The following is a 20491-nucleotide window of genomic DNA, read 5'->3' on the forward strand; positions in this document are numbered from 1 at the left end:
CTTTCTCAAAGTCGCGCCAGCGCCCTGTCGAGCGCGGCGTTGATCAACCGGGCCACGGCGGGCAGCACGGGAGGGTGCAGGAGGCCGTAGTGGTGGGCGTCGACTCCGGTGGCCTCGACCGGCCCGGCCAGGTAGCGTCCCCAGCCGAGGTCGGGCCGGCCCGGCGGGGTGTCGTCGACGCCCATCCCGATGCCAGAGTTGCGAGGTGAGGGCCGCTCCGCCCGGATCAGCAACGTGGCTGTGTCCGGGTCGGCCAGCCGCCGTGGGGTGTGGGCGGCCAGCGCCCGCAGGTGCCTGGCGAACACGGCCACCCGCCCCGCCAGGTCCTCGCCGCGGCCCAGCAGCCGGTGCTCGCGTAGCCGGTCGGCGACCGCGCTCATGCGCCCTTCCTCGGGTACGTCACCGATGCTCAGGTCGATACCGAGGTAGGCCTCCAGGGCGTGCAGGTGCCGTACCGTCACCTCCCATTCGATCCCGGCGGCATCACGGCCGGGAACGTCGCGGATGAGCGCGGGATCGTTGGAGTCGAGCATCGCCAGCAGCGCGGTGTGCCGGCCACCGGCGTGCAGCAGCCGGGCCATCTCCTGGGCCACGGTGCCGCCCATCGACCAGCCGCCCAGCAGCCAGGGGGCCGTTCCCGGGCCGCCGGAGGCGTCGATCGCCCGCACGTACTGCTCGGCGATGCCTTCAACGGTCTCCGGTCCCGGCCCGTACGCGCCCGACAGTTCGGGATCGGCGAGTGCCACGACGTCCACGCGGGGGTCCAGCAGCCGGGACAGCTCGGCGTAGCACAGCACGTCACCGCCCGAGGGGTGGGCGAGGTACAGCGTGGGGCGGGCCGTTCCGCCCGGCTCGGCCCGCAGCGGCAGCACGATGTCCCGCACGGAGCCGGCCTGGTTCACCACCGCTCGCGAGGCCGGCTCTCGGGGCGCGGGTGGTGCGGCACTGCCCGAGGAAGGAGCGGCTTCTCCCGAGGGCGCCGGAACGGTGTGCCAGGGCTCGGGCCGGATCCAGGCGTCGGACGATCGGGCCAGCTCGCGCACCCGTGTCACGTGCTCGGCGAGCGCCGCCTCCAGCTCGTCGCCGGGCAGGACGCCCTCCAGGACGTCCCATTGCAGCCGCAGTTCGCCGTCGTGTTCGAGCACCTGGTGGTCGAGCCAGGTCTGCGGCGTCTGTGAGACCGCGTATACCTGCTCGCCGGCCCATTCCAGGTGGCCGCCGTCTTCCACCATGTCCGTGATGCCGAGCGCGCTGGTGAACACCACGGGCACCGGCCGTACCTCTCCCGTCCTGGCGGCTTGCTCGGTGAGCACGTCCAGTGCGGAGAAGCCGCGGTGGTCGAGGTCGTCGAACATCCTCGCCTGGGTGGCGGCGGCCCGGTCGGCGAAGACGGCTGCGGGCTCGGCGGGGACCTCGTGCAGCAGCAGGGAGGTGAAGTCGCCGACAACCCGGTTGACGTGCGGATGGATGGCCGGGCGGTCGAAGAGGGTCAGTGTCACGCAGAACCCGGCTGCCCCCGACCAACGGGCCAGTACGTCGGCGTAGACGGTCAGCAGCGCCGCCGCCGGGGTGACCCGGTGCCGGGCGGCGGCTTCCCGAAGCGCTGCCCATTCCTCGCGGTCCAGCCGTGCGGAGCGCCGTACGAACTTCGGGGGTGACCCTTCCGGGTCGTGGACCGGCAGGCGGGGCGGGCCGGGGAGTGTGTCGAGGCGCCGGCGCCAGTAACGCGCGGCGCGGTCGTCACGCCGTCGCTCCAGGGCGGCCGCGCAGGCCGCCGGGTGCAGATCCAACGGCGGCAGCGGGGCATCAGGGTTCTCGTAGAGGGCGTGCAGTTCGGACTCGATGATCCACCAGCTGGCGGCGTCGCAGATGAGCACGTCGACTCCGATGAACAGCCTGATCATGTTTCCGGGCAGCCGGGCTGCCTGGATCTGCGCCAGTGGCCAGCGGTCGGGCGGGCCGGGCTTGGTGGACAGCTTCTCCCGCAGCACGGCCAGCCGTTCCGCCCGGCGGCCCTCTGTCGTCGCGGTCAGGTCGTGCGCCCGGATCCGGTAGCGCGGCAGGTTGTCCAGCACGCGAAGCCGTCCCTCGGGCGTGGCCACGGCGCGGAGCATGGGATGGCGGGCCACGACCTGGTTCCAGGCCTCCTCGAAGCGGTTGAGGTCCAGGTTGTGGCAGTCGTACTCGAGGAAGAAGTGGCAGGGCAGCTCCCCCCACTGGTAGCCGCCGTCCCGCCCGATCCAGTAGGCGTGCTGGACCCGTGTCATGGGGAAGGTGCCGTCGCCGTCGACGGCGTCCTCCTCCGGCGTGCTCTCCTGGGTCGGGTACGGCTGCGAGCCCGCCGATTCGACCAGCTTGGCGATGCCCGCCACGGTGGGCGAGGCCAGCAGGTCCCGCATGCCCGGCCGGACGCCGAAGCGTTCGCCCAGCGCGGCCAGCATTCGCACGCCCAGCAGGGAGTGGCCGCCGAGCGCGAAGAAGTCGGCGTCGGGATCGTTCACCGGGATGCCGAACAGCTCCGACCACAACTCGCTCACCGCTCGCTCGGCCGGAGACAGGCGCGCAACGTCGCCGCCGGTGGCCACGATCGGCCTCGGTTTCCCCGCCGCGATGATGCGCGGGTTGAGATCGGTCCCGGCGACCGACACGATCGGGGGCACCGTGCCCGACTCGCGCGCGGCCAGCAGGCGGTCCAACGCCTTGGTACCGGTGACCGCGTCGAGCGCGCCGGCGAGGACGACGGTGGCCTCGGCACCGTCCTCGGCCACCCGCCAGCCGTCCCAGACCGCGCTGACCCACTGGGTGGCGCCGGGCGCCGCGAGGCCGAGCGCGTCCATCGCGGCGTTGGCCGCCGCGTAGGGGCCCATTCCGACACCGCCGACCAGGGCGGTCACCGAGGACATGAGCAGCACTGTCCGGGGACGGCGCTCCGGCGGCAGCGCGGCGATCGCGTCCCTGAGGGCGAGCACTCCCCCGGCCTTGGCCCGTACATGTGCGGCCGCTTGGCCGGGGTCGAGCGACCGCAGCGGGTCCAGCCGCGCCCCCGCGACCACGCCTGCCGCATGGATGACGAGCTCGATGGGCTCGCCGGCGGACAGCTCCTCCATCAGGGCAGAGGTCGCGGCAGGGTCGGCGGCGTCACAAGCCCGCACGTCCACACCGGCCTCGGCGAGCGCGGTTCCCCGGTGACCGGCCGTACGCGATGTGACGACCACCCGATGCCCGCGCGCGGCCAGATGCCGGGCGAACAGTTGCCCGACCGCCCCCAACCCACCGGTGATCAGCACGCTGCCGGTCGCCGTGGCGCTCCCTCCGGTGCGGGCCGGGCTCCAAGGCGCCAAGCGGCGTCGCCACCTGGTCACGCCACGCATTGCGGTTTCCGTTCCCGTCCCTTCTCCGCTCGCGAGGGCGCTGAGTTCACGGAGCACGGCCCTCGCCTCGGTGGCGGGCTCGGCCTGCGTGCCCAGGTCGAATGTGGCCCATCGCAACCCGGGCTGTTCCTGGCCGAGCACTCGCGGGAGCACGCGGACGGCCGCCTGCGCCGGGTCGGGTGGTGGATCGCCACCGACCTGCTCGCCGTGCCGGGTGACCAAGAGCAGACATGGCTGCTCCGCCTGCCCGGCCAGCTCGGCCGCCACGGCGGCGACCTCGACGAACGCGAGCACGGCAGCGACGACGTCGTCGGCGGCCGGCGTGGCGGCCCGCTCAGCGCCGTCTCCCGTCGCCACCGCGACCAGTCCGGTCAAGGGCTCGTCGGCAGCCGTGAGATCGGCCGCCTCCAGCCGGGCACGCAGCTCATCCGCCAATGTGCCGGTCCCGATCACGGCCCAGCGGCCGGCCGGGACCGGCTCCGACTCGGCGGGGAGGACCTGACTCCACACCGGGACCTGCAGCGGCTCCTCCGCATCGACCTCCAACGACGTGTCCGAAGCTGGAGGGTCGATCCACAGGCGGCGGCGCTGGAAGGCGTACCCCGGCGCGTGCACCCGCCGCCGACCGGCTGCGGACAGCGCGGCGAGGTCCACGGTCCGGCCGTGGGCCCACAGTGTGGCGACTGCCTGCCGCACGCTCGCCGGCTCCGGCTCGTCCGGCACCAGCGTCGCCAGGACCGACCGCAGGCCCGGCAGGGTGTTCCTGCGCGCGAGGGCGGACAGCGTGGTGCCCGGTCCGACCTCCACGAGCAGGGTGTCTTCCCCGGGGCCGAGTGCTGCCTCCAAAGCCTGCGCGAACCGTACGGGGTCGCGCAGTTGCCGCGTCCAGTGACCGGCGTGCGCCAGTTCGGCGCCGATCGAGGCGCCGGTGACCGTGCTGAACACGGGCACGGCGGGGGCGCCGCCCGTCAGTCCGGCCAGTGCCGCGCCCAGGCCGGACAGCTCCGGCTCCATCAGACGGGAGTGCATCGCGGCGTCCACCCGCAACCTCGTGCCCGTGATGTGACGTCCGCGCAGCTCATGCGCCAGCCGGGCGACGGCCGCCGCGGGCCCGGACACCACGCAGGCGGCCGGGGCGTTGACGGCGGCGAGATCGAGGCCGGGATGGCGCGACAGCAGTTCGCGTGCCTCTTCCTCGCCGAGCGGGACGGCGAGCATCGAGCCGCCACCGGCGGCTCGGGCCGCGGCGGCGCACCGGGCGGCGACCAGCTTGGCGGCCTCGGCGAGCGGCAGCGCGCCGCTCACCACCGCGGCTGTGCACTCACCCAGGCTGTGTCCGACGAGGGCGTCGGGCACGATGCCCCATGATGCGAGCAGCCGCGCCAGTCCGTACGACACGGCGAAGACGGCCGGCAATCCGAAGCCGGCGTCGCGGACGCGTGCCTCGCTGATTCCCGGGTCCAGGGCGTCGCGGACGTCGGCGCCAAGCAGCGGGCGCAACCGCTCCGCGCACTCGTCCACGGCCTGGGCGAAGACCGGCTCGTCACGGTAGAGCGCGTTGCCCATCCCGGGATAGGCGCTCCCCGCGCCGGGGAAGGCGAACACCAGGCGCGGGCCGGCCGCCTTGACCGGCGTCGCCGCGGCCAACCCGGCCCGGCCCACGCCCGCCACCCGGTAGGCCAGCTCGGCACGTCCCGTGGCCAGCGTGTAGGCGAGATCGGCCTCGTCGGGTTCGGGCCGGGACGCCAGAGCGCGGGCGGTGGCGACCGCCGCCTCAGCTGTGGCGGCCGAGACCGCCAGCACCTGGGGCCGCCGATCGGCGGGGACGGGCGGGCGGTGCGGGGCCGGCCCGAGCACGGCGTGGCAGTTGGTGCCGCCGATGCCGAACGAGCTCACCCCTGCCAGCGAAGGGGCGTCCCAGTCCCGGGTCTCGGCGATCACCTCGAACGGCGACCCATCCAGGCCGAGCAGCGGGTTGAGCGGGTAGGCGTGCAGTGACGCGGGCAGCACCCGGTGCTGTACGGCCAGGACGGCCTTGATGAACGAGGCGATGCCGGCGGCGGAGTTGGCGTGGCCGACGTTGCCCTTCACCGAGCCCAGCCCGCACCACGCCGGTCCGGTCTCACCGAACACCCGCCGCAACGCGGCCACCTCGATGGGATCTCCGAGCGCGGTGGCGGTGCCGTGCGCCTCAATGAGTCCGATCTCGTGCGGCGACGCGCCGGCCACCGCGAGCGCCTCGGCCACCGCCCGGGCCTGGCCCCGCATGGACGGCGCGGTGAACCCGGCCTTGTCGGCTCCGTCGTTGTTCACCGCCGAGCCGTGCAGCACGGCGAGCACCGGGTCGCCGTCGGCCAGCGCGTCGTCCAGGCGGCGCAGCACCACCACGCCCACGCCCTGGGTGTAGACGATGCCGGTGCCGTCCGCGCTGAACGGCCTGATCGTCCCGTCCGACGCGTACACGCCGCCGGCGACGTGCACGTACCCCTGCCCTTGCGGCACGATCAGCGACACCCCACCGGCGAGCGCGGTGTCGCACTCGCCGGACAGCAGCGACTGCGCGGCCAGATGCACGGCGACCAGCGAGGTCGAGCAACTGGACGCCACCGCCACCGCCGGGCCCGTAAGGTTCAGCCGGTAGGCCGTCTGCAGCGGCAGGTAGTCGGCCTGGGTCGAGATCGCCGTCTGCAGGCTGCCGAGCGGGTCCCGTCCCGCGCCGGTCGGGTTCCACCGCTCGGCGAGGTTGCTCGCCAGGTAGGCGCTCTGCATGGCGCCCCCGAAGACCCCGACCGCGCCGGCCCCGCGTCCGCCGCCATGACCGGCGTGTTCCAGCGCGTGCCAGGCACATTCGAGGAACAACCGCTGCTGAGGGTCAAGCAGGGCCGCCTCGGCGTCGCTGAACCCGAACGGCTCGGGGTCGAAGTCGGCCTGGCCCTCAATGAGCCCGCCGACGGGGACGAACCCTGGGTGCGCCCGCAAGCTGCCCGGCACGCCTCGGGCGGTCAACTCGTCGTCGGTGAACCTGGTCAGCCCTTCGCGACCGTCCCGCAACAGCGCCCAGTACGCTTCGGCGTCAGGCGCCCCGGGAAAGCGGCAGGCCAGGCCGACGACGGCGATCGGATTCTGCGCGGCGCTCATCCGGCGAGCTCCGCCGCACGCGCTCGGGCAGCCCTGCGAGCGGCGGCTTGATCAGAAACGAGATCGGGCTCGGCTGCCGAGGGCGGATCTTCTCGAGGTGACGGGGTGGCGGGGCCGATGCTGCCGGACGCCTCTCTGCGGGCGGTGATGAAGGCGGCCAGGTCCCGGACCGTGGGCCGGGCGAACATGTCCACCACTGTCAGTCCTTCGTCCAGCTCGGCTCTTAGGGCGCGATGGGCGAGCACGACGGTCAGGGATGACGCTCCCAGCCGGAAGAAGGGCGTGGTCACATCGACCGGCGTCTTGAGCAGCTCGCTGAAAACCCTGGCCACGGCCCGCTCCACCTGCGGATCCGGCACCGCGTCCGACCTGGCGGGGACAGGGTGGGGCGGCTCCTGCCGGCCCGCGAACGTGTCGGGTTGTGGCTCGACGGTGGGCGTGGCGAGACGCGGCGATGTGGCGACGTCAGTCGTGGGAAGCCCGTCGGCGCCACCCTCGACGACGAGCTCCATCACCCCGTCGGGCGACACAGTGAGAGTGAGACGTAGCCCGCGCGTGACCGTGGCGCTGATCGCCTGCGCAGGCCGTGCGGTCATCGCAGGAAGGAACGCCCGCGCGCTGGGGGTGGTCTCTCCGGTGACGGCCGTAGGCGCGTTCATGACCGCTGGGCTGCGAGCCTCGTCCCGGGCCGGAGCCCCGGTCGGCTGGTACGGGTTGGCGAGCGCCTTGTAGTCGATCTTGCCGTTGTCCGTGATCGGCAGGGTGTCCATGATCAGGAAGCGGTTGGGCACCATGAACCCGGGCAGGCTCGCCCGCAAGGCCTCGATCAGCTCGTCGTCCGCCGGAGGCGCCGCGGGATCGGCGGGCACCACGTAGCAGACCAGCCTCGGCCGGTCGTCGGGCCCGGGCACCGCGCGGGCCACCGCCTGCCGCACGGCGGGGAGCCGGTCGAGGGTGGCCTCGATCTCGCCGAGCTCGATCCGGTGGCCGCGGATCTTGACCTGCCGGTCCAGCCGGCCGAGGAACTCGATCGTCCCGTCGTACCGCCAGCGTCCGAGGTCGCCGGTCCGGTAGAGACGGCGGCGCAGGATGGGGTGCGTGATGAACCGCTCGGCCGTCTGCCCGGGGTCCCCGACGTAGCCGCGGGCCAGCCCGTCGCCGCCGATGTGCAGCTCGCCCGGCTCGCCCACCGGGCAGGGCCGGCCGTGTTCGTCGAGGATGTGGAAGGACTGGCCGCGTAGCGCCCGGCCGTACGGGATGCTCGGCCAGGACGGGTCCACCTCCTCGATGGGATGGCAGATCGACCAGATCGACGCCTCGGTCGCCCCGCCCAGGCTGACCACTCTGGCGTCCGGGGCCAGTGCCCGGAGCCGGTCGGGCAGCGTCACCGGGATCCAGTCGGCCGACAGGAACACCAGACGCAGCGTGGCCAACGCCTCGCGCACCACCTGCGGCTCCAGCTCCGCGTACTCCACCAGCATCTCCAGCAGGGCAGGAGCGGTGTTCCACACGGTGACGCGGTGGCGGGCCATCAGCTCCAGCCAGTGGCCGGGGTCGCGCTGGCGGTGGGCCTCGGGCAGGACCACGGCGCCCCCCGACCCGAGCACCGAGAAGATGTCGTAGACCGACAGGTCGAAGCTGAACGCCGACAGGGCCAGCACCCGGTCGTCCGGGGCGAGGGGGAACCGGTCGGCGAGATCGTCCAGGGTGGTACGGACCGCACGGTGCTCGACGGCCACCCCCTTCGGCCGCCCGGTCGAACCCGAGGTGAAGATCGCGTAGGCGAGGTCGTCCGGGGCGGGCCGGCGCGGCTCGGACCCGTCCGGAAGCCGGAGAACGCCGTCGGCGTCGAGCCGATGCACGCTGACCTGGTCCGGCCACGCGGTGTCGTCGGCCTCCGCCGCAAGCAGCGCCGTCCGGATCGAGGCCTGCTCGCACAGCGAAGCCACCCGGCCCGCGGGCCAGGACGGTTCGACGGGCACGTACCCGGCTCCGCCGGCCAGCACTCCCAGCAGGGCGGTGACCTGCGCGACGCCCTTGTCCGCCACGACCGCCACGAGATCGCCGGGCCCGATCCCGAGCGCGGCCAGCGCCCGGCCCGTGCGCGTGGCCTGCTCGCTCAGCTCCCGCGCTGTCACCTCGCCGGTCAGGTCGAGCAGGGCGGGCGCGGACGGGTCCCGTTCGGCGGCGGCGCGCAGCGGGTCGTCCAGGAGCGGACCGGCCCCGCCGAACGCCCCACCCGCCACGTCCTCGTCGGCTAGGAACGAGGGGTCCCAGGCGAGCGCGGAGTCGGTCCACAGCTCCGGCTCCGTGGCCAGCCGCCGCAGGAGGCGGACGTGCGCGGCCAGCATGCCGTCGGCGAAACCGGCCGGCAGCGCCCCGTCGACGACGTCCCACGCGATGCGGAGCCTGCCGTCCTCGTCCCAGACGATGTGGTCCAGCATCACCTGCGGCGTCTGCGAGACGCCGAAGACCTCGGCGCCGAGCCAGGCGGTGGGCGCCTCGCCGGGCCCCGCCAGGCCGACGCCGCTGGTGAAGACCACGGTGTGGGTGGGTACGGGCAGCCCGGTGGCGGGGTCGGTCACCCGGGGACGCTCCCCCGACTCGATCGCCGTACGCAGTGCCTCCATCCCCGAGACTGCCCGGTGGTCGAGGTCGGTCCAGAACTGCCGGTTGACGGCCGCGGCGTAGCCGGTGAAGCCGTACCAGCGGCCGGGGTCGGCCATGGGGATTTCCACCAGGACGGTGCTGGTGAAGTCGCCGACGACACTGTCCAGGCCCGGGGTGTCATCTGCGAGAGCCAGGTCGTCGCGGTCGAAGAGGGTGGTGTTGAGGCAGAAGGGATCGCGGGCGCCCCAGCGCTGCAGCACCAGGCCGAAGGCGGCCAGCAGCAGGCCGGTGGGGCTCAGCCCGTGCGCCGCACCCTGCTTGCGCAGCTGCGTCCAGTCCTCCGCGGACAGCTCGGCGGCATGCCGGACGATGCGGTGGCCGCTGAAGTCGGCCGGGCCACGGGTCCAGGGCAATCCCGGGCCGTCCGGCAGGCCGGCCGCCCGCCGCGCCCAGTAGGCCGCGTCGATCTCGCGCCGCCGCAGGTCAGCCGGGTCCTCCAGCCGGCGCCGTACGAGGTCGGCGAAACCGAGCGGCGGTGCGGGCAGCTCCAGGTCAGGGTCGGCCGCGTACTGGCCCCACTCCCTCATCAGCCGCATCCAGCTCATGAGGTCCAGGGCCAGCACGTCCACACCGACGAACAGCCGGGTCCGGCCGTCCGGCAGCAGGGCCGCACGCAGGTCGAACAGCGGCCACCGGTCGGCGGGCAGCACCTGGTGCGAGCATTTCGCACGCAACGCCTCCAACGCCTGCTCCGCCCGTTCCGGACTCTCACCACGCAGGTCCGTACGGGCGATGACGTAGTCGGGCACCTGGGCGAGCACTCTCTGCCTGGCGTCGGCGTCCACGACCATGCGCAGCATCGGATGCCGCCGGACCAGCCGATTCCACGCGCTCTCCAACCGGTCGAGGTCCGCGTCCTGGGCGTCCCGCGGCACGCGGTCGTACTCGAAGTAGTAGAAGGTCGCCACTCCGCCCAAGGGGAAGGCCGGGTCCCGGCCGACCAGGTAGGCGGTTTGGATGGGAGTCAGCGGAAAAGACTCCCCTGCCTCGGCGGGGTCGTCCGGGACGATCCCGGCGGCGACCGTGCGCGCGGTCGCCGCCCCGAGGAAGGCCGTCAGCGGGAGCTCGAGTCCGGACTCCTCCACCAGGCGGCGGCGCAGGCGTACGGCAGTGAAGGACTCCAGCCCCAAGGCGGTGAGCGGGGCGTCGGGGTCCAGATCCGAGGGCCGGAGTTCCAGTACGTCGGCCAGGCGGGCGAGCACTTCTTCGACGGTGGCGGAACCCAAGGGGTGACCCCTTCCACAGAGATAGCAATGGAAACGGTTTTCATTGCTACACAACTTCTCACATTTGTCCAGATCTTGAAAATGATTACCGTTATTTCGTACGATCTCGCCCTATGTCGCTGCTGAACGACCGCGCTGACAGTGCCGCGCACGCCGCCATCGCCGGAACCGGCATCGGTGACGCGGCCGGAGCCGTCCATGACCTGGACCGGCTGATCCTGCTCGGCATCGCGGCCGACCTGCACCGGCGCACCCGGCTGCGCTCGGGCCTGGCACACGGGCCCGGCGCGGTCGCGGACGACCTGGGCGCCGCGCCCCGGCACCGCTGGATCGCCGGGCACTGGCTGACCGCCCTCCACGAGGCCGGCCTGGCAGGCCGGGACGCCACTGGCCGATACCACGACCTGCACGGTCCGCGGCGGGCGGAGCTGGCCGCCGCCCGCACCCGCATGGAGGCCGCGCGGCTGGCGCTCGGCTACCCCACCGAGCTGGCCGAGCTGATGCTGCGCTCGCTGCGGCTGCTGCCGTCCCTGCTGCGCGACGAGATCGGCGTGCAGGCGCTGCTCTACCCCGACGGGGAGCCCGCCACCGCCGAGGCCGTCTACCGCGGCAACGTCATCAGCCGCTACCTCAACGCCGCCGCGGCCGAGGTGGTCCGGGACCTGACCGAGCGCGTCACCCGGCCGCTGCGGATCCTGGAACTGGGCGCCGGCATCGGCGCCACCACCGCCGACCTGCTGCCGGTGCTGACCGGCCGACCGGTCGAGTTCTACCTGTTCACCGATCTGTCACCGTTCTTCCTCGACACCGCGCGCCGCCGCTTCGACGCCGGCTTCCTGCGGTACGCCCTGCTCGACATCGCCCATGACCTGCCGCAGCAGCCGGGCGGGCTGGACCTGGTCGTCGCGGCGACCATGGCGCACAACGCCCCGCATGTCGACCGCCTGCTCGGCCAGGTCGCCGCGTTGCTCGCTCCCGGCGGGCGGGTGCTGCTCATCGAGACCGTCCGCGAGCATCCCCAGTCACTCACCTCGATGCCGTTCGCGCTGTCCACCGACGACGGCCCGCCGCGGCGGCTCGACTGCCGGGCCGGCACCACCCGCACCTACCTGCGTCGCGAGGAGTGGCTGAGCGCGCTGGCAGGCAGCGGGCTGCGGATCGAGGTGGACCTGCCCCGTCCCGGGGATCCGCTGACCGCGCTGTCGCAGCGCCTGCTCGTCGCCATCCGCTGATCACCCGACTGTCCACCCGACTGTTCACCCGACTGTCCACCCGACGATGGGAGCACACGTATGAAGGAGCTGGCCGAGATCTGGTCGGAGCTGCTCGGCCTGCCGCCCGGCGAGATCCCGCACGATGTCGGGTTCCTGCGCCTGGGCGGGGACTCGGTGCTGGCGGTCCGCATGTCGGCGCTGGTCCGCAAGCGGCTCGGCGTCGCGCTCGCCCTCTCGGACGTACGGGTCGAGACCACGCTCGGCGACCTGGCCGAGCTCGTACGGCGGCACACCTCCGGCGGCTCCACCACCCGGGCCCTGCCGCTCACCGTCACGCCGCGGCCGGACCCGCATGCCGAATTCCCCCTGCTCCCCCTCCAACAGGGCTACTTCGTCGGCCAGCAGGACGGCTGGGAGCTGTCCTACGACTCGGCCCACTACTACCTGGACTACGCGCTGACCGGCATGGACGGCGACGAGGCCGCCGACGCGCTGGCGGACGCGGTCGAACGGCTCGCCGCGCACCAGCCCACGCTGCGGGCCCGGGTCACCTCCGACGGCCGCCAGCACGTCCTACCCGCCGACGCACCCGGCGCGGTGCCCCGGGTCCGCGTATACGACCTGCGCGAGGCGGGCCCGGACGAGATCGCCACCGCGCTGCGCGACGTACGGCAGGAGATGAGCACCAGCGGGCCGGACCCCACCAGCGGCCCCGGCATCGACGTCCGGCTCACGCTGCTGCCCGGGGACGAAGGCCGGCTCCACCTCGGGCTGAGCCTGCTGATCTTCGACGGCTGGTCGTCCAGCGTGCTCAGCCGCGACCTGCTCACCTTCGTCGCCGACTGGAACGCCGCCCTGCCGGCCCTGGACATCCACTTCGGCGACTACGTCACCTCGCTCGCCGACTTGCCGGCCACCGAGGCCTGGCAGGCCGACCGGGACTGGTGGTGGTCCCGGCTCGGCACGCTGCCGGGACCGCCGGCGTTGCCTCTGGCCGCCGACCCGCAGGAGGTGCGGCCGGTCACCATGGGCAACCGCGAACACCGCTGGAGCGCCGAAGACTGGGCGGCGCTGCGGCGGCAGTGCACCGATCGGGGCGTGACCCCGTCCACGGCCATGCTGACGGCGTTCGGCGTGGTGCTGGCGCGCTGGGGCGGGCACCACCGGATGTTGCTGAACTCGCTCCAGCTCAACCGCCTGCCCATCCACCCCGAGGTGCAGCGCGTGGTGGGTGCCTTCGCCGCGACCATGCTGCTTCCCCTCGACCTGGACCCCAAGGCCACGTTCGCCGAGCTCGCCACCACCGTGCAGGCGACATCTGGCGAGCACGCCGCCCACAACCTGATCACCGGTGTTGAAGTCGGGCGCGAGGTGGCCCGCCGCCGGGGGAGCTGGCGGCCGGTCGGGCCGGTCGTGTTCCAGAGCGTGCTCGGGGTGGACGCGGCCATGGGCGGCGGGCCGCCGGAGGAGGCGGGGCCGCTGGGCCGAGTGGTCGCCGCCGACTACTTCCACCAGCTCCGCACGCCGCAGGTGGCGATCGAGGTCCGCTGCTTCGAGCTGGGCCCGGAGATGGTGGCGGTCTTCTCCCTGGTCGAGGAGCTGTTCGACACCGATCAGGTGACGGTTGCGTTCGCGGAGTTCGTGGCGTTGGTCGACGCCCTCGCCGACGGGAGCGGCTGGGATCGGGTGCCCGGGTTGCCCGAGGAAACGGAGCCCGGCTCAGCATCTGGTTCGCGGCTCGGCCTGTTGCCCGAGACGGCCGTCCGACACCGGGAGGGGCCACCGGCCGACGATCTGGAGCAGGCCGTCGCCGACGTGTTCGAGGAGCTCTTGGAGGTGCCGGTGCTCGACCGCGCCGCCGACTTCTTCGGCCTCGGCGGGGACTCCCTGCTCGCGGTACGGGCGGTCGTGCGGCTCGCCAAGGAGGCCGGCGTGTCCGTGCCCGTGCGGGAGTTCCTGGCCGACTCCACAGTGGCAGGGGTGGCCACCGCCGTCCGCTCCCGCCTCGGTGACCAGCGGTGATCGGGATCCTGGGCGCCACCGGCGCGGTCGGCCGCACGGCCGCGCAGCGTATCGCCGCCTACGGCCTGGGCCCGGTCCGCGTCGGCGGCAGAAACCTGACGGGGGCCGCGGACCTCGCGGCCACGCTTGCCGCTCCCGCGCACGCGGTCCGGGTGGACCTGAACGACCCCGCCGAGCTGGCCGCCTTCTGCGACGGCTGCCGGATCGTGGTCAACTGCGCGGGGCCCACGTACCAGGTGCTGGACACGGTTGCCCGCGCCGCCTTCGCCGCCGGCGCCCACTACGTCGACATCGGCGGCGAGCTGGCCGCCAAGGATGCGCTCACCGGCGAAGGCGTCGCCGATGACCGGATCGCGGTGTTCTCCGCGGGGGTCATGCCTGGCCTTTCCGGCCTGCTGCCCCGGCTGCTGGCCAAGGGACGCCCGTTGCGCCGCCTCGACGTGTACGTGGGCGGAGCGGCCGTCTTCACCCCGTTGTCCGCGGTGGACGCGCTGCTGACCAGGGGGCCGAGGTTCGGCGAGCCCATGGCGGCCTGGCGGGACGGCCGGGTGGCCCCCGGCACGCTGGCCCCGCTGCACCAGGTGCGGCTGCCGGGCTTCCCGGTACCCGTGCACGCCTGGCCGTACCTCACCACCGAGGCACAGACTCTGGCCACCGACACCGGGGCCGACGAAGTGCGCTCCTACAACGTCTTCGTCTCCAACCGCCTCCCCGAAGCCCTCGCCGCGACCTGGGCCGAGGTGCCGGACGCCCGCCCCGAGACACTCGCACCACACGCGGAGGCCGTGGTGCGGGCCTCGCTGCGGGACAACGCCGACTTCGGCGCCTTCTACGTCATGCTGTTCACCGCGCGACCTCGTCCGGGCGCCCCGCCCGGGCCCACGAGAGTGCTGCTCACGGCCGTGGACTCCTACGCGCTGAGCGGGGTGGTGATGGCGCTGGCCACCCACGCGGTGTCGTCCGGCTCCGTGCCGGCCGGCGTCCACCTGGCGGCCGAAGTGCTGGACCCCGACGCCACCGCCGCCGCGCTGCGAAGTGACGCGCTCGTCGGAGGTCTCAGCATCGAATGAGGCCAGCGCTGAGGTCTCGCCAGGTTGTCGCGCGCGTCTTCCCGTCACAGATCTTGACCGTTGATCGGTCCGGTGGCACGGTCGCTTTGCCGCCGCCGCTGCCGGCCTGCCGGCCGGCAGCGGTCCCTGCGTACGTCACCGGTCCCAGGGCCAGGGCGCCTACCAGCATGGCGGCAACCGTGCATAGGCGAGGAAGGACGAGGTCATCGTGAGCGGCCTGGTGCCGTCGCAGGAGGACGGAGCAGGGGCAGGTGCCGGCCGACTGCGATTTCCACCTGGTCATGGACGTCCTGTCCGGCCGAAGCAGGACGCTACGGCGCGTCAGCGGACCCGGACGGGCAGGGTCTGCAGCCCACGGATGAGGGTGCTGGCGCGCCATTGCAGGACGGGCGAGCCCAGTTCGATGCTGGAGAAGCGGCCGAGCAGCCTTCCGATGGCGATCTGCGCCTCCAGCCGGGCCAGCGGCGCGCCCACGCAGTAGTGGATGCCATGGCCGAAGGCCAGATGGCCGCCGCCTGGCCTGGTGAGGTCGAGCCGGTCGGGGTCGGGGTAGCGGCTGGGGTCGCGGTTGGCGGCCAGCAGGGAGATGAAGACGAACTCGCCCTCGGGGATCTCGACGTCGCCGACGCGGATCGGCTCGGTGGTGAAGCGCAGGGTCGCGATGTTGATCGGCCCCTCGAAACGCAGGAACTCCTCCACCGCACCCGGCAGCAGGGACGGGTCCGCCCGCAAAGCGGCCAGCTGGGCGGGGTCGCCGATCAGGGCGAGCACGCTGTTGGCGATCAGGTTGACCGTGGTCTCGTGGCCCGCCACGAGCAGCAGGAACGCCATGGACACCACTTCGTCCGCGGTCAGCCGGTCGCCTTCGTCGGAGATGTGCACGAGCTCCGACAGCAGGTCCTCGCCGGGCGCGGCCCGCTTGGCGGCGACCAGCCCGGTCAGGTAGGCGTGCATCCACGCGTGGGCCTCGCGCATCTCCTCGGCCGACGAGGCCGCCACGAAGGGCGCGGTCCAGGTCCTGAACTCGTCGTGGTCCGCGGCCGGGATGCCGAGCAGCTCGCAGATGACGGCGATCGGCAGGGGGAAGGCGAACGACTCCATGAGGTCGAACTCGCCCACCTCCGCCATGCCGTCGAGCAGGCCGTCGGTGATCTGCTCGATGCGCGGGCGCAGCCGCGACACCGTCCTGGCGGTGAACGCCTTGTTCACCAGTTTGCGCAGGCGCGTGTGGTCGGGCGGGTCGGAGTTGAGCATGTGGGCCGACAACGACGAGGCGTACGGCCCCGCCGTACCCGGTGGGAACAGCTTCACCGCCCTGGCGCTGTCCTTGGCCAGCCTGGGGTCGTTGAGCAGTTCCCTGGCTTCGGCGTACCTGGTGACCAGCCAGACCCTGAGCCGCCGGTGCGCGGTCGCGGGCCGTACCGGCCCCGCCTCGCGGGCGCGCCGGTAGACCGGATGCGGATCCTGGAAGAAGGCCCGGTCGAGATTGAGTGCCGGGTCCGTGACCGATTCGCTGTACCGCAACGTTCGCCTCTCTCCAGCTCGGCGGGCGCCCGCCGAGACCGCCGTACGATCTCCGCGGGCGGGCAGGACGTCTGTCACCTCGTCGATGAGGCCGGCCAGCTCGCCCGGCCGCGACAGGAACGGAGAATGGCTCCCCGGCAGGTGCCTGACCACCCCGGCCATCGTGAGCTGCCGCTTGATGAACAGGTCGGGCATGCTCCGGTCATCGTCGCAGACGATGAGCGCGGAAGGCACCGCTCGCCACGAGGCCCGCGTCTGCCGCTCGGTGAAGGCACGCGCGCTCTGTGGCCTGAGCCGGGCGACGGCCGCCTCCGCCCACTGCGCGGGTACGTCGTGGTAGAGCGCCTCGACCGGCGGCTCAGGAGCCGGCAGCAGCTCGGCGTCCTGGGGGAACCACGGCCCGCCGAGCGGCGTGACCACGGCCTCCCCCGCCTCCAGCATGTGGGCCGCGAGGTAGACGAGCCGCCGCACGTTCGGCACGGTCTCGGCCACCTCGGTGACGGGGACGCCACCGTAGGAGTGCGCGAGCACGGTGACCGGTCCCTCGATGGCGCGCAGATGTTCCCGTACGGCCCGCGCGTCGTCGTACATCCCCGCGTGTGGATCCCCCGACGTGCTCGGCAGGTCCACCGTGGACGTGCGCCAGCCGCGTTCTTCCAGCTCGGGTACGAGCCGATCCCAGCACGACGGTCCGTGCCAGGCGCCGTGCACGAGCACCAGCGTCTCCTTGTTCACCACGTTCTCACCCCCGTTTTCGCATGACACCCGGCCAGGATGGCAGGGCCGCGTGTACGCGCCGCCTATACGGCATTGACGCGATGTCAGCGCGATGACGCACCGGCCCCCGGCCGCTGATGAGTTCGGCGGGGTGCAGTCCTCAATGATGCGGCCTCATCCAGGACCAGAGGTGGCCTCGTCCGGCACGATGACGGGCGGGTTCACGAGAAGCACGCGACCGGGCGGTCGTCGCCACCGTGTCGCCACCGTGTCGCCACCGTGTCGCCGCCGCGCGCGCAGGCGGTCGGTGGCCGGTTCGATTCGCCAGCCGGTCAGGTGGTCCAGCGGGCTCTGCCCGACGGTCCGCCTGAAGCGGGCGGCGCGTGTCGAACGGGACACTGCCGCGGTCTCGGCCAGGTGCACGCGCAGCGGGTGAAGCAGCATGACCAGGGCGAGATGCTCGGTGACCGGTGTCGAGGCGAGCTTCTGGTCGCGCAGCTCTGCGTCGAGCTGCTCAAACGCCCAATGTACGGTCGCGGCCTCGGTGGTGCGGCAGGGCACATGGATCACTGGCGGCAGCACGTCGAGCAGCAGTTCGCGCGCCCGCTGACCGCCGGCAACCATCCTGACGGACAGGCGGCTGGTCGTGCCGGATCGGCTTGCACCACCGCCCACGAGATCCTCACCGGGCGGCGCATCATCGACACCGGCGGTGCCTCCGGGATCGGCTGGAGACGGTAAGGGCGCCGCGGGGCGCGGGAGCCGAGATCACCGTCGCGGCCCGCAACCCCACCGGCGGCCGGCGAGCCCTCGACCTGAGCGATCTCGGCTCCGTGCGCGCGTTCGCGGACGATTGGAGCGGGCCGGTGCACGTGATCGTGGCGAACGCCGTGACCATGCCTCTGCCTGCCCGCCAGGTCGCCGCCAACGGCTGGGAGCTGCAGCTGCCGGCGAACTTCCTCGGGCACTTCGCACGATCGCCTCGGTGCTGCTCGCCGGTCCCCGCTTCTCTGGGCCTACGCGCTCACAGCGACAGCGGACCACTGAACCGAGGCGTCGTCACCGGCACGTCCCAGGCGCGCTCGCCGATCGCCTCCACCTCGGCACGCATCCGGCAAGGCGGCCGTCATCAGCGTGGCCGGGCCGCTGTCGAGAGAAACTCCGGAGGCCGAGTCCGCGCCGCACCGATCACGAGTTCGCCGACGGCCGTCGGGCGCCCCGGCGGCAGGTCGACAGGCACAGGAGCCCCACCATGTCCGATATTTCGTACAAGAAGCTTGGAGCACCATTCATGACTACTGTGATGCTTGTGCACGGCGCCTGGCACCAGCCGAGCAGCTGGGCCCGGCTTGAGGCCGAGTTGCACGCTCTCGGCTATGGCACGCGCACGCCGGGGCTCCCGAGCGCCGGCGAACATCCCACCGCAGGCATGCATGAGTCGATGTACGCCATCCACGGCCTCGCCGATCCCGAAGACACAAGCGGCCTGTTCCCGCTCAGCGACGAACCCGCGTGTCTCGCTCTACGGCGATCTGCCCGATGAAGAGGCCGAGCAGGCGGTGAGCAAGCTGGTCAACCAGACCATCCGATCGTTCGCGGAGAAGGTCGACGTAGCCGCCTGGCGGAGCATCCCGTCCACCTACATCATCACGGAGCAGGACCAGGCCGTCCCTCTCGCACTGCAGGAGCAGATGGCAGCCCAAGCGGCCGAGACCCGCCGGCTCCCTGGCGGGCATTCGCCGTTCCTGTCCCGGCCACGACGGCTGGCCACCCTCATCGACGAGATCGTACGGTCGGCCTGAACCCTTCGCTGTGCCAGTCCTTCATCTCCTGGTGCTTGGCCTTGGATACCACCGACATAGGAGATTTCTGGCCAGAAGCGATCTCGACGTGTCCCTTCTCGTCCGGGTCTCTCGCAGGAGGCATCCGCGAAAGTGCAGGGTTTGTCCAGTCATGTGCCGCTCCAGGGATTCGAACCCTGAACCTCCGCCTCCTGAAGACGGCGCCTCTGCCAGTTGGGCCAGAGCGGCTGGGCCCCGGGCTTGGCTGGCGTGGGCCGGCCCGGGGCGAGGGCCGGGTCCGGCCGGGGGGCGCCATTCCCGCCGGCCAGGCCGTGGCCCGCGGCCCTTTCCTTTCAGGGCCGTGTCCGAGTGGCAGGATTCGAACCTGCGGTGCTCCTGCTCCCAAGGCAGGCGGGCTGACCAAACTGCCCCACACTCGGTTTCCTCGAATGAAACAAGCCGCCTCGAATTTCTTCGAGACGGCTTTTCCGGTAATCCGCGATCGGATTATCCGGTAAGCCGTCGCCGCAGCTCGGGCAGGGCCGGGAGCGGCCGGGAGAGGCTCAGGTAGCGCACTTCGCCGCCCTTCCTGGACGTTGCTGAACGTTGCTGGACAATGTCCACGGTAAACCGATGATCGGGCGCGTGCCACATATTTAATTCCGGCCGGCTCAGCGGTCCTTGGTCCAGCTCACGCCCACCCGGGTCTCCGGGGTCTCGACGCGGAAGCGGGGCAGGGCGTCCGGGTAGTTGTCGCGGACGTAGTTGACCAGGAACTCGCGTACGTCGCACTTGAGGTCCCACGAGGACGGCGAGTCCGCGGCGCTCATCAGGCCCCGCAGCTCCACCAGGCCGTTCGGCAGCACGTCGGTGACCTGCAGCGTCCAGTCCTTCTGGTCCCACAGCGGGTTGCCCTGGAGGAACTCGTACAGGGCGTCGCGCAGTTTCGGGACCGGCACCGCCCAGTCCACCCGCAGGTACACGACGGCGAGCACGCGGCTGCCGTGGCGGGTCCAGTTCTCGAACGGGGTCTGGGTGAAGTACGACACCGGCAGCACGAGCCGGCGCTCGTCCCACAGCCGCACCACCACGTACGTGAGCGTCAGCTCCTCGATCCGCCCCCACTCCTCCTCGACCACGACCACGTCGTCCAGCCGCAGCGCGTCGCTGAAGGCGAGCTGCAGCCCGGCCAGCACGTTGCCGATGGTCGGCTGGGCGGCGATGCCGACGACCGCGCCCGCGATGCCGGCCGAGGCGAGCAGCCCGGCCCCGAGCGCCCGCACCTGCGGGAAGGAGAAGAGCATCGCGCCGACCGCGATGACGACGATGACCGCGGCGGCGATGCGGCGGACGAGCGCGATCTGCGTCATGATCCGCCGCGCCCGGCGGTTGCGCTCCCCCTCGACCAGCACCAGCCGGTCGAGGACGATGTCCGTGAACGCGTACGTGGCCTGCACGATCAGCCAGGTCACCGCGGCGATCGTGACGAGGCCGAGCACCCGCTCCACCGACCCCGCCACCGCCCGTTCGGACGGCGTGTCGCCGAACATCCCCGGCCCGAACACCACGTTGAACGCCACCACGGCGGCCACCGAGAACGCGGGCCACGTGCAGTGCTCCACCAGGTGCCGGGCGAGCGCGAATTTGCGCCCCATCCTGCTCAGCACCCGCCGGGCCACTTCCACCAGGAGGATCGAACCGACCACGGCGATTACGAGGATCGGCCAGTCCGCTGGAGACTGCACGCTCATGCCCCCT

At 72.5% G+C, this 20491-nt stretch carries 9 protein-coding genes, 2 tRNA genes and 1 pseudogene; 5 read left to right on the plus strand and 7 right to left on the minus strand.

Features of this window, described 5'->3' with window-relative positions:
* Positions 1 to 5 precede the first annotated feature (5 nt).
* On the minus strand, positions 6 to 6509 hold the full coding sequence (locus ACTWPW_RS42865; protein ID WP_443172074.1) for an SDR family NAD(P)-dependent oxidoreductase: 6504 nt from the start codon (positions 6507 to 6509) through the stop codon (positions 6 to 8).
* Positions 6506 to 10405, minus strand: coding sequence for an amino acid adenylation domain-containing protein (locus ACTWPW_RS42870; protein WP_443172075.1), 3900 nt, complete (start codon positions 10403 to 10405; stop codon positions 6506 to 6508). The genes ACTWPW_RS42865 and ACTWPW_RS42870 overlap by 4 nt, the downstream gene beginning before the upstream one ends.
* A 113-nt stretch (positions 10406 to 10518) precedes the next feature.
* Between ACTWPW_RS42870 and ACTWPW_RS42875 the strand changes: the two genes are divergently transcribed.
* Genes ACTWPW_RS42875 through ACTWPW_RS42885 form a run of 3 tightly spaced genes read left to right on the plus strand, consistent with a single transcriptional unit; the run spans position 10519 to position 14711 of the window.
* Positions 10519 to 11637 carry a class I SAM-dependent methyltransferase gene (locus tag ACTWPW_RS42875; RefSeq protein ID WP_375109676.1) on the plus strand — a complete coding sequence of 373 codons (1119 nt, stop codon included), beginning with the start codon at positions 10519 to 10521 and terminating at the stop codon, positions 11635 to 11637.
* A 60-nt stretch (positions 11638 to 11697) separates the two neighbouring features.
* Complete coding sequence (locus ACTWPW_RS42880) at positions 11698 to 13641, plus strand: phosphopantetheine-binding protein (RefSeq protein ID WP_443172076.1); 1944 nt, start codon at positions 11698 to 11700, stop codon at positions 13639 to 13641.
* Positions 13638 to 14711, plus strand: coding sequence for a saccharopine dehydrogenase NADP-binding domain-containing protein (locus ACTWPW_RS42885; RefSeq protein WP_443172077.1), 1074 nt, complete (start codon positions 13638 to 13640; stop codon positions 14709 to 14711). The genes ACTWPW_RS42880 and ACTWPW_RS42885 overlap by 4 nt, the downstream gene beginning before the upstream one ends.
* Before the next feature lie 321 nt (positions 14712 to 15032).
* Here the strand turns inward: ACTWPW_RS42885 and ACTWPW_RS42890 are convergent, their stop codons facing one another.
* Positions 15033 to 17000, minus strand: coding sequence for an alpha/beta fold hydrolase (locus tag ACTWPW_RS42890; protein ID WP_443172078.1), 1968 nt, complete (start codon positions 16998 to 17000; stop codon positions 15033 to 15035).
* A gap of 126 nt (positions 17001 to 17126) precedes the next feature.
* Positions 17127 to 17639, minus strand: a pseudogene (locus ACTWPW_RS42895) (cupin domain-containing protein); the annotation flags it as partial.
* 565 nt (positions 17640 to 18204) lie between these two features.
* Here ACTWPW_RS42895 and ACTWPW_RS42900 point away from each other — a divergent pair.
* Positions 18205 to 18495, plus strand: coding sequence for a hypothetical protein (locus tag ACTWPW_RS42900; RefSeq protein WP_443172085.1), 291 nt, complete (start codon positions 18205 to 18207; stop codon positions 18493 to 18495).
* Positions 18386 to 18754, plus strand: a complete 369-nt coding sequence (locus tag ACTWPW_RS42905) for an alpha/beta fold hydrolase (RefSeq protein WP_443172079.1) — start codon at positions 18386 to 18388, stop codon at positions 18752 to 18754. Before ACTWPW_RS42900 ends, ACTWPW_RS42905 begins: the two co-directional genes overlap by 110 nt.
* Positions 18755 to 18908: 154 nt before the next feature.
* On the opposite strand, the gene ACTWPW_RS42910 is transcribed toward ACTWPW_RS42905, so the two are convergent.
* The 3 genes from ACTWPW_RS42910 to ACTWPW_RS42920 all read right to left on the minus strand — a co-directional run bounded on the left by ACTWPW_RS42910 (position 18909) and on the right by ACTWPW_RS42920 (position 20478).
* Positions 18909 to 18982, minus strand: a tRNA-Leu gene (locus ACTWPW_RS42910).
* Between the two features lie 115 nt (positions 18983 to 19097).
* Positions 19098 to 19173 (minus strand) — tRNA-Pro (locus tag ACTWPW_RS42915).
* 231 nt (positions 19174 to 19404) lie between these two features.
* On the minus strand, positions 19405 to 20478 hold the full coding sequence (locus tag ACTWPW_RS42920) for a mechanosensitive ion channel family protein (protein ID WP_364121851.1): 1074 nt from the start codon (positions 20476 to 20478) through the stop codon (positions 19405 to 19407).
* Positions 20479 to 20491: the final 13 nt, after the last annotated feature.

It is taken from the genome of Nonomuraea sp. KM90 (assembly GCF_052246675.1).
GTDB lineage: Bacteria > Actinomycetota > Actinomycetes > Streptosporangiales > Streptosporangiaceae > Nonomuraea.

Excerpts from the sequence above, each read along its gene's own strand:
- ACTWPW_RS42865 (WP_443172074.1), bottom strand. The coding sequence starts at position 6,509 with ATGAGCGCCGCGCAGAATCCGATCGCCGTCGTCGGCCTGGCCTGCCGC.
- ACTWPW_RS42875 (WP_375109676.1), top strand. The coding sequence starts at position 10,519 with ATGTCGCTGCTGAACGACCGCGCTGACAGTGCCGCGCACGCCGCCATC.
- ACTWPW_RS42880 (WP_443172076.1), top strand. The coding sequence starts at position 11,698 with ATGAAGGAGCTGGCCGAGATCTGGTCGGAGCTGCTCGGCCTGCCGCCC.
- ACTWPW_RS42900 (WP_443172085.1), top strand. The coding sequence starts at position 18,205 with ATGTCCGATATTTCGTACAAGAAGCTTGGAGCACCATTCATGACTACT.
- ACTWPW_RS42905 (WP_443172079.1), top strand. The coding sequence starts at position 18,386 with ATGAGTCGATGTACGCCATCCACGGCCTCGCCGATCCCGAAGACACAA.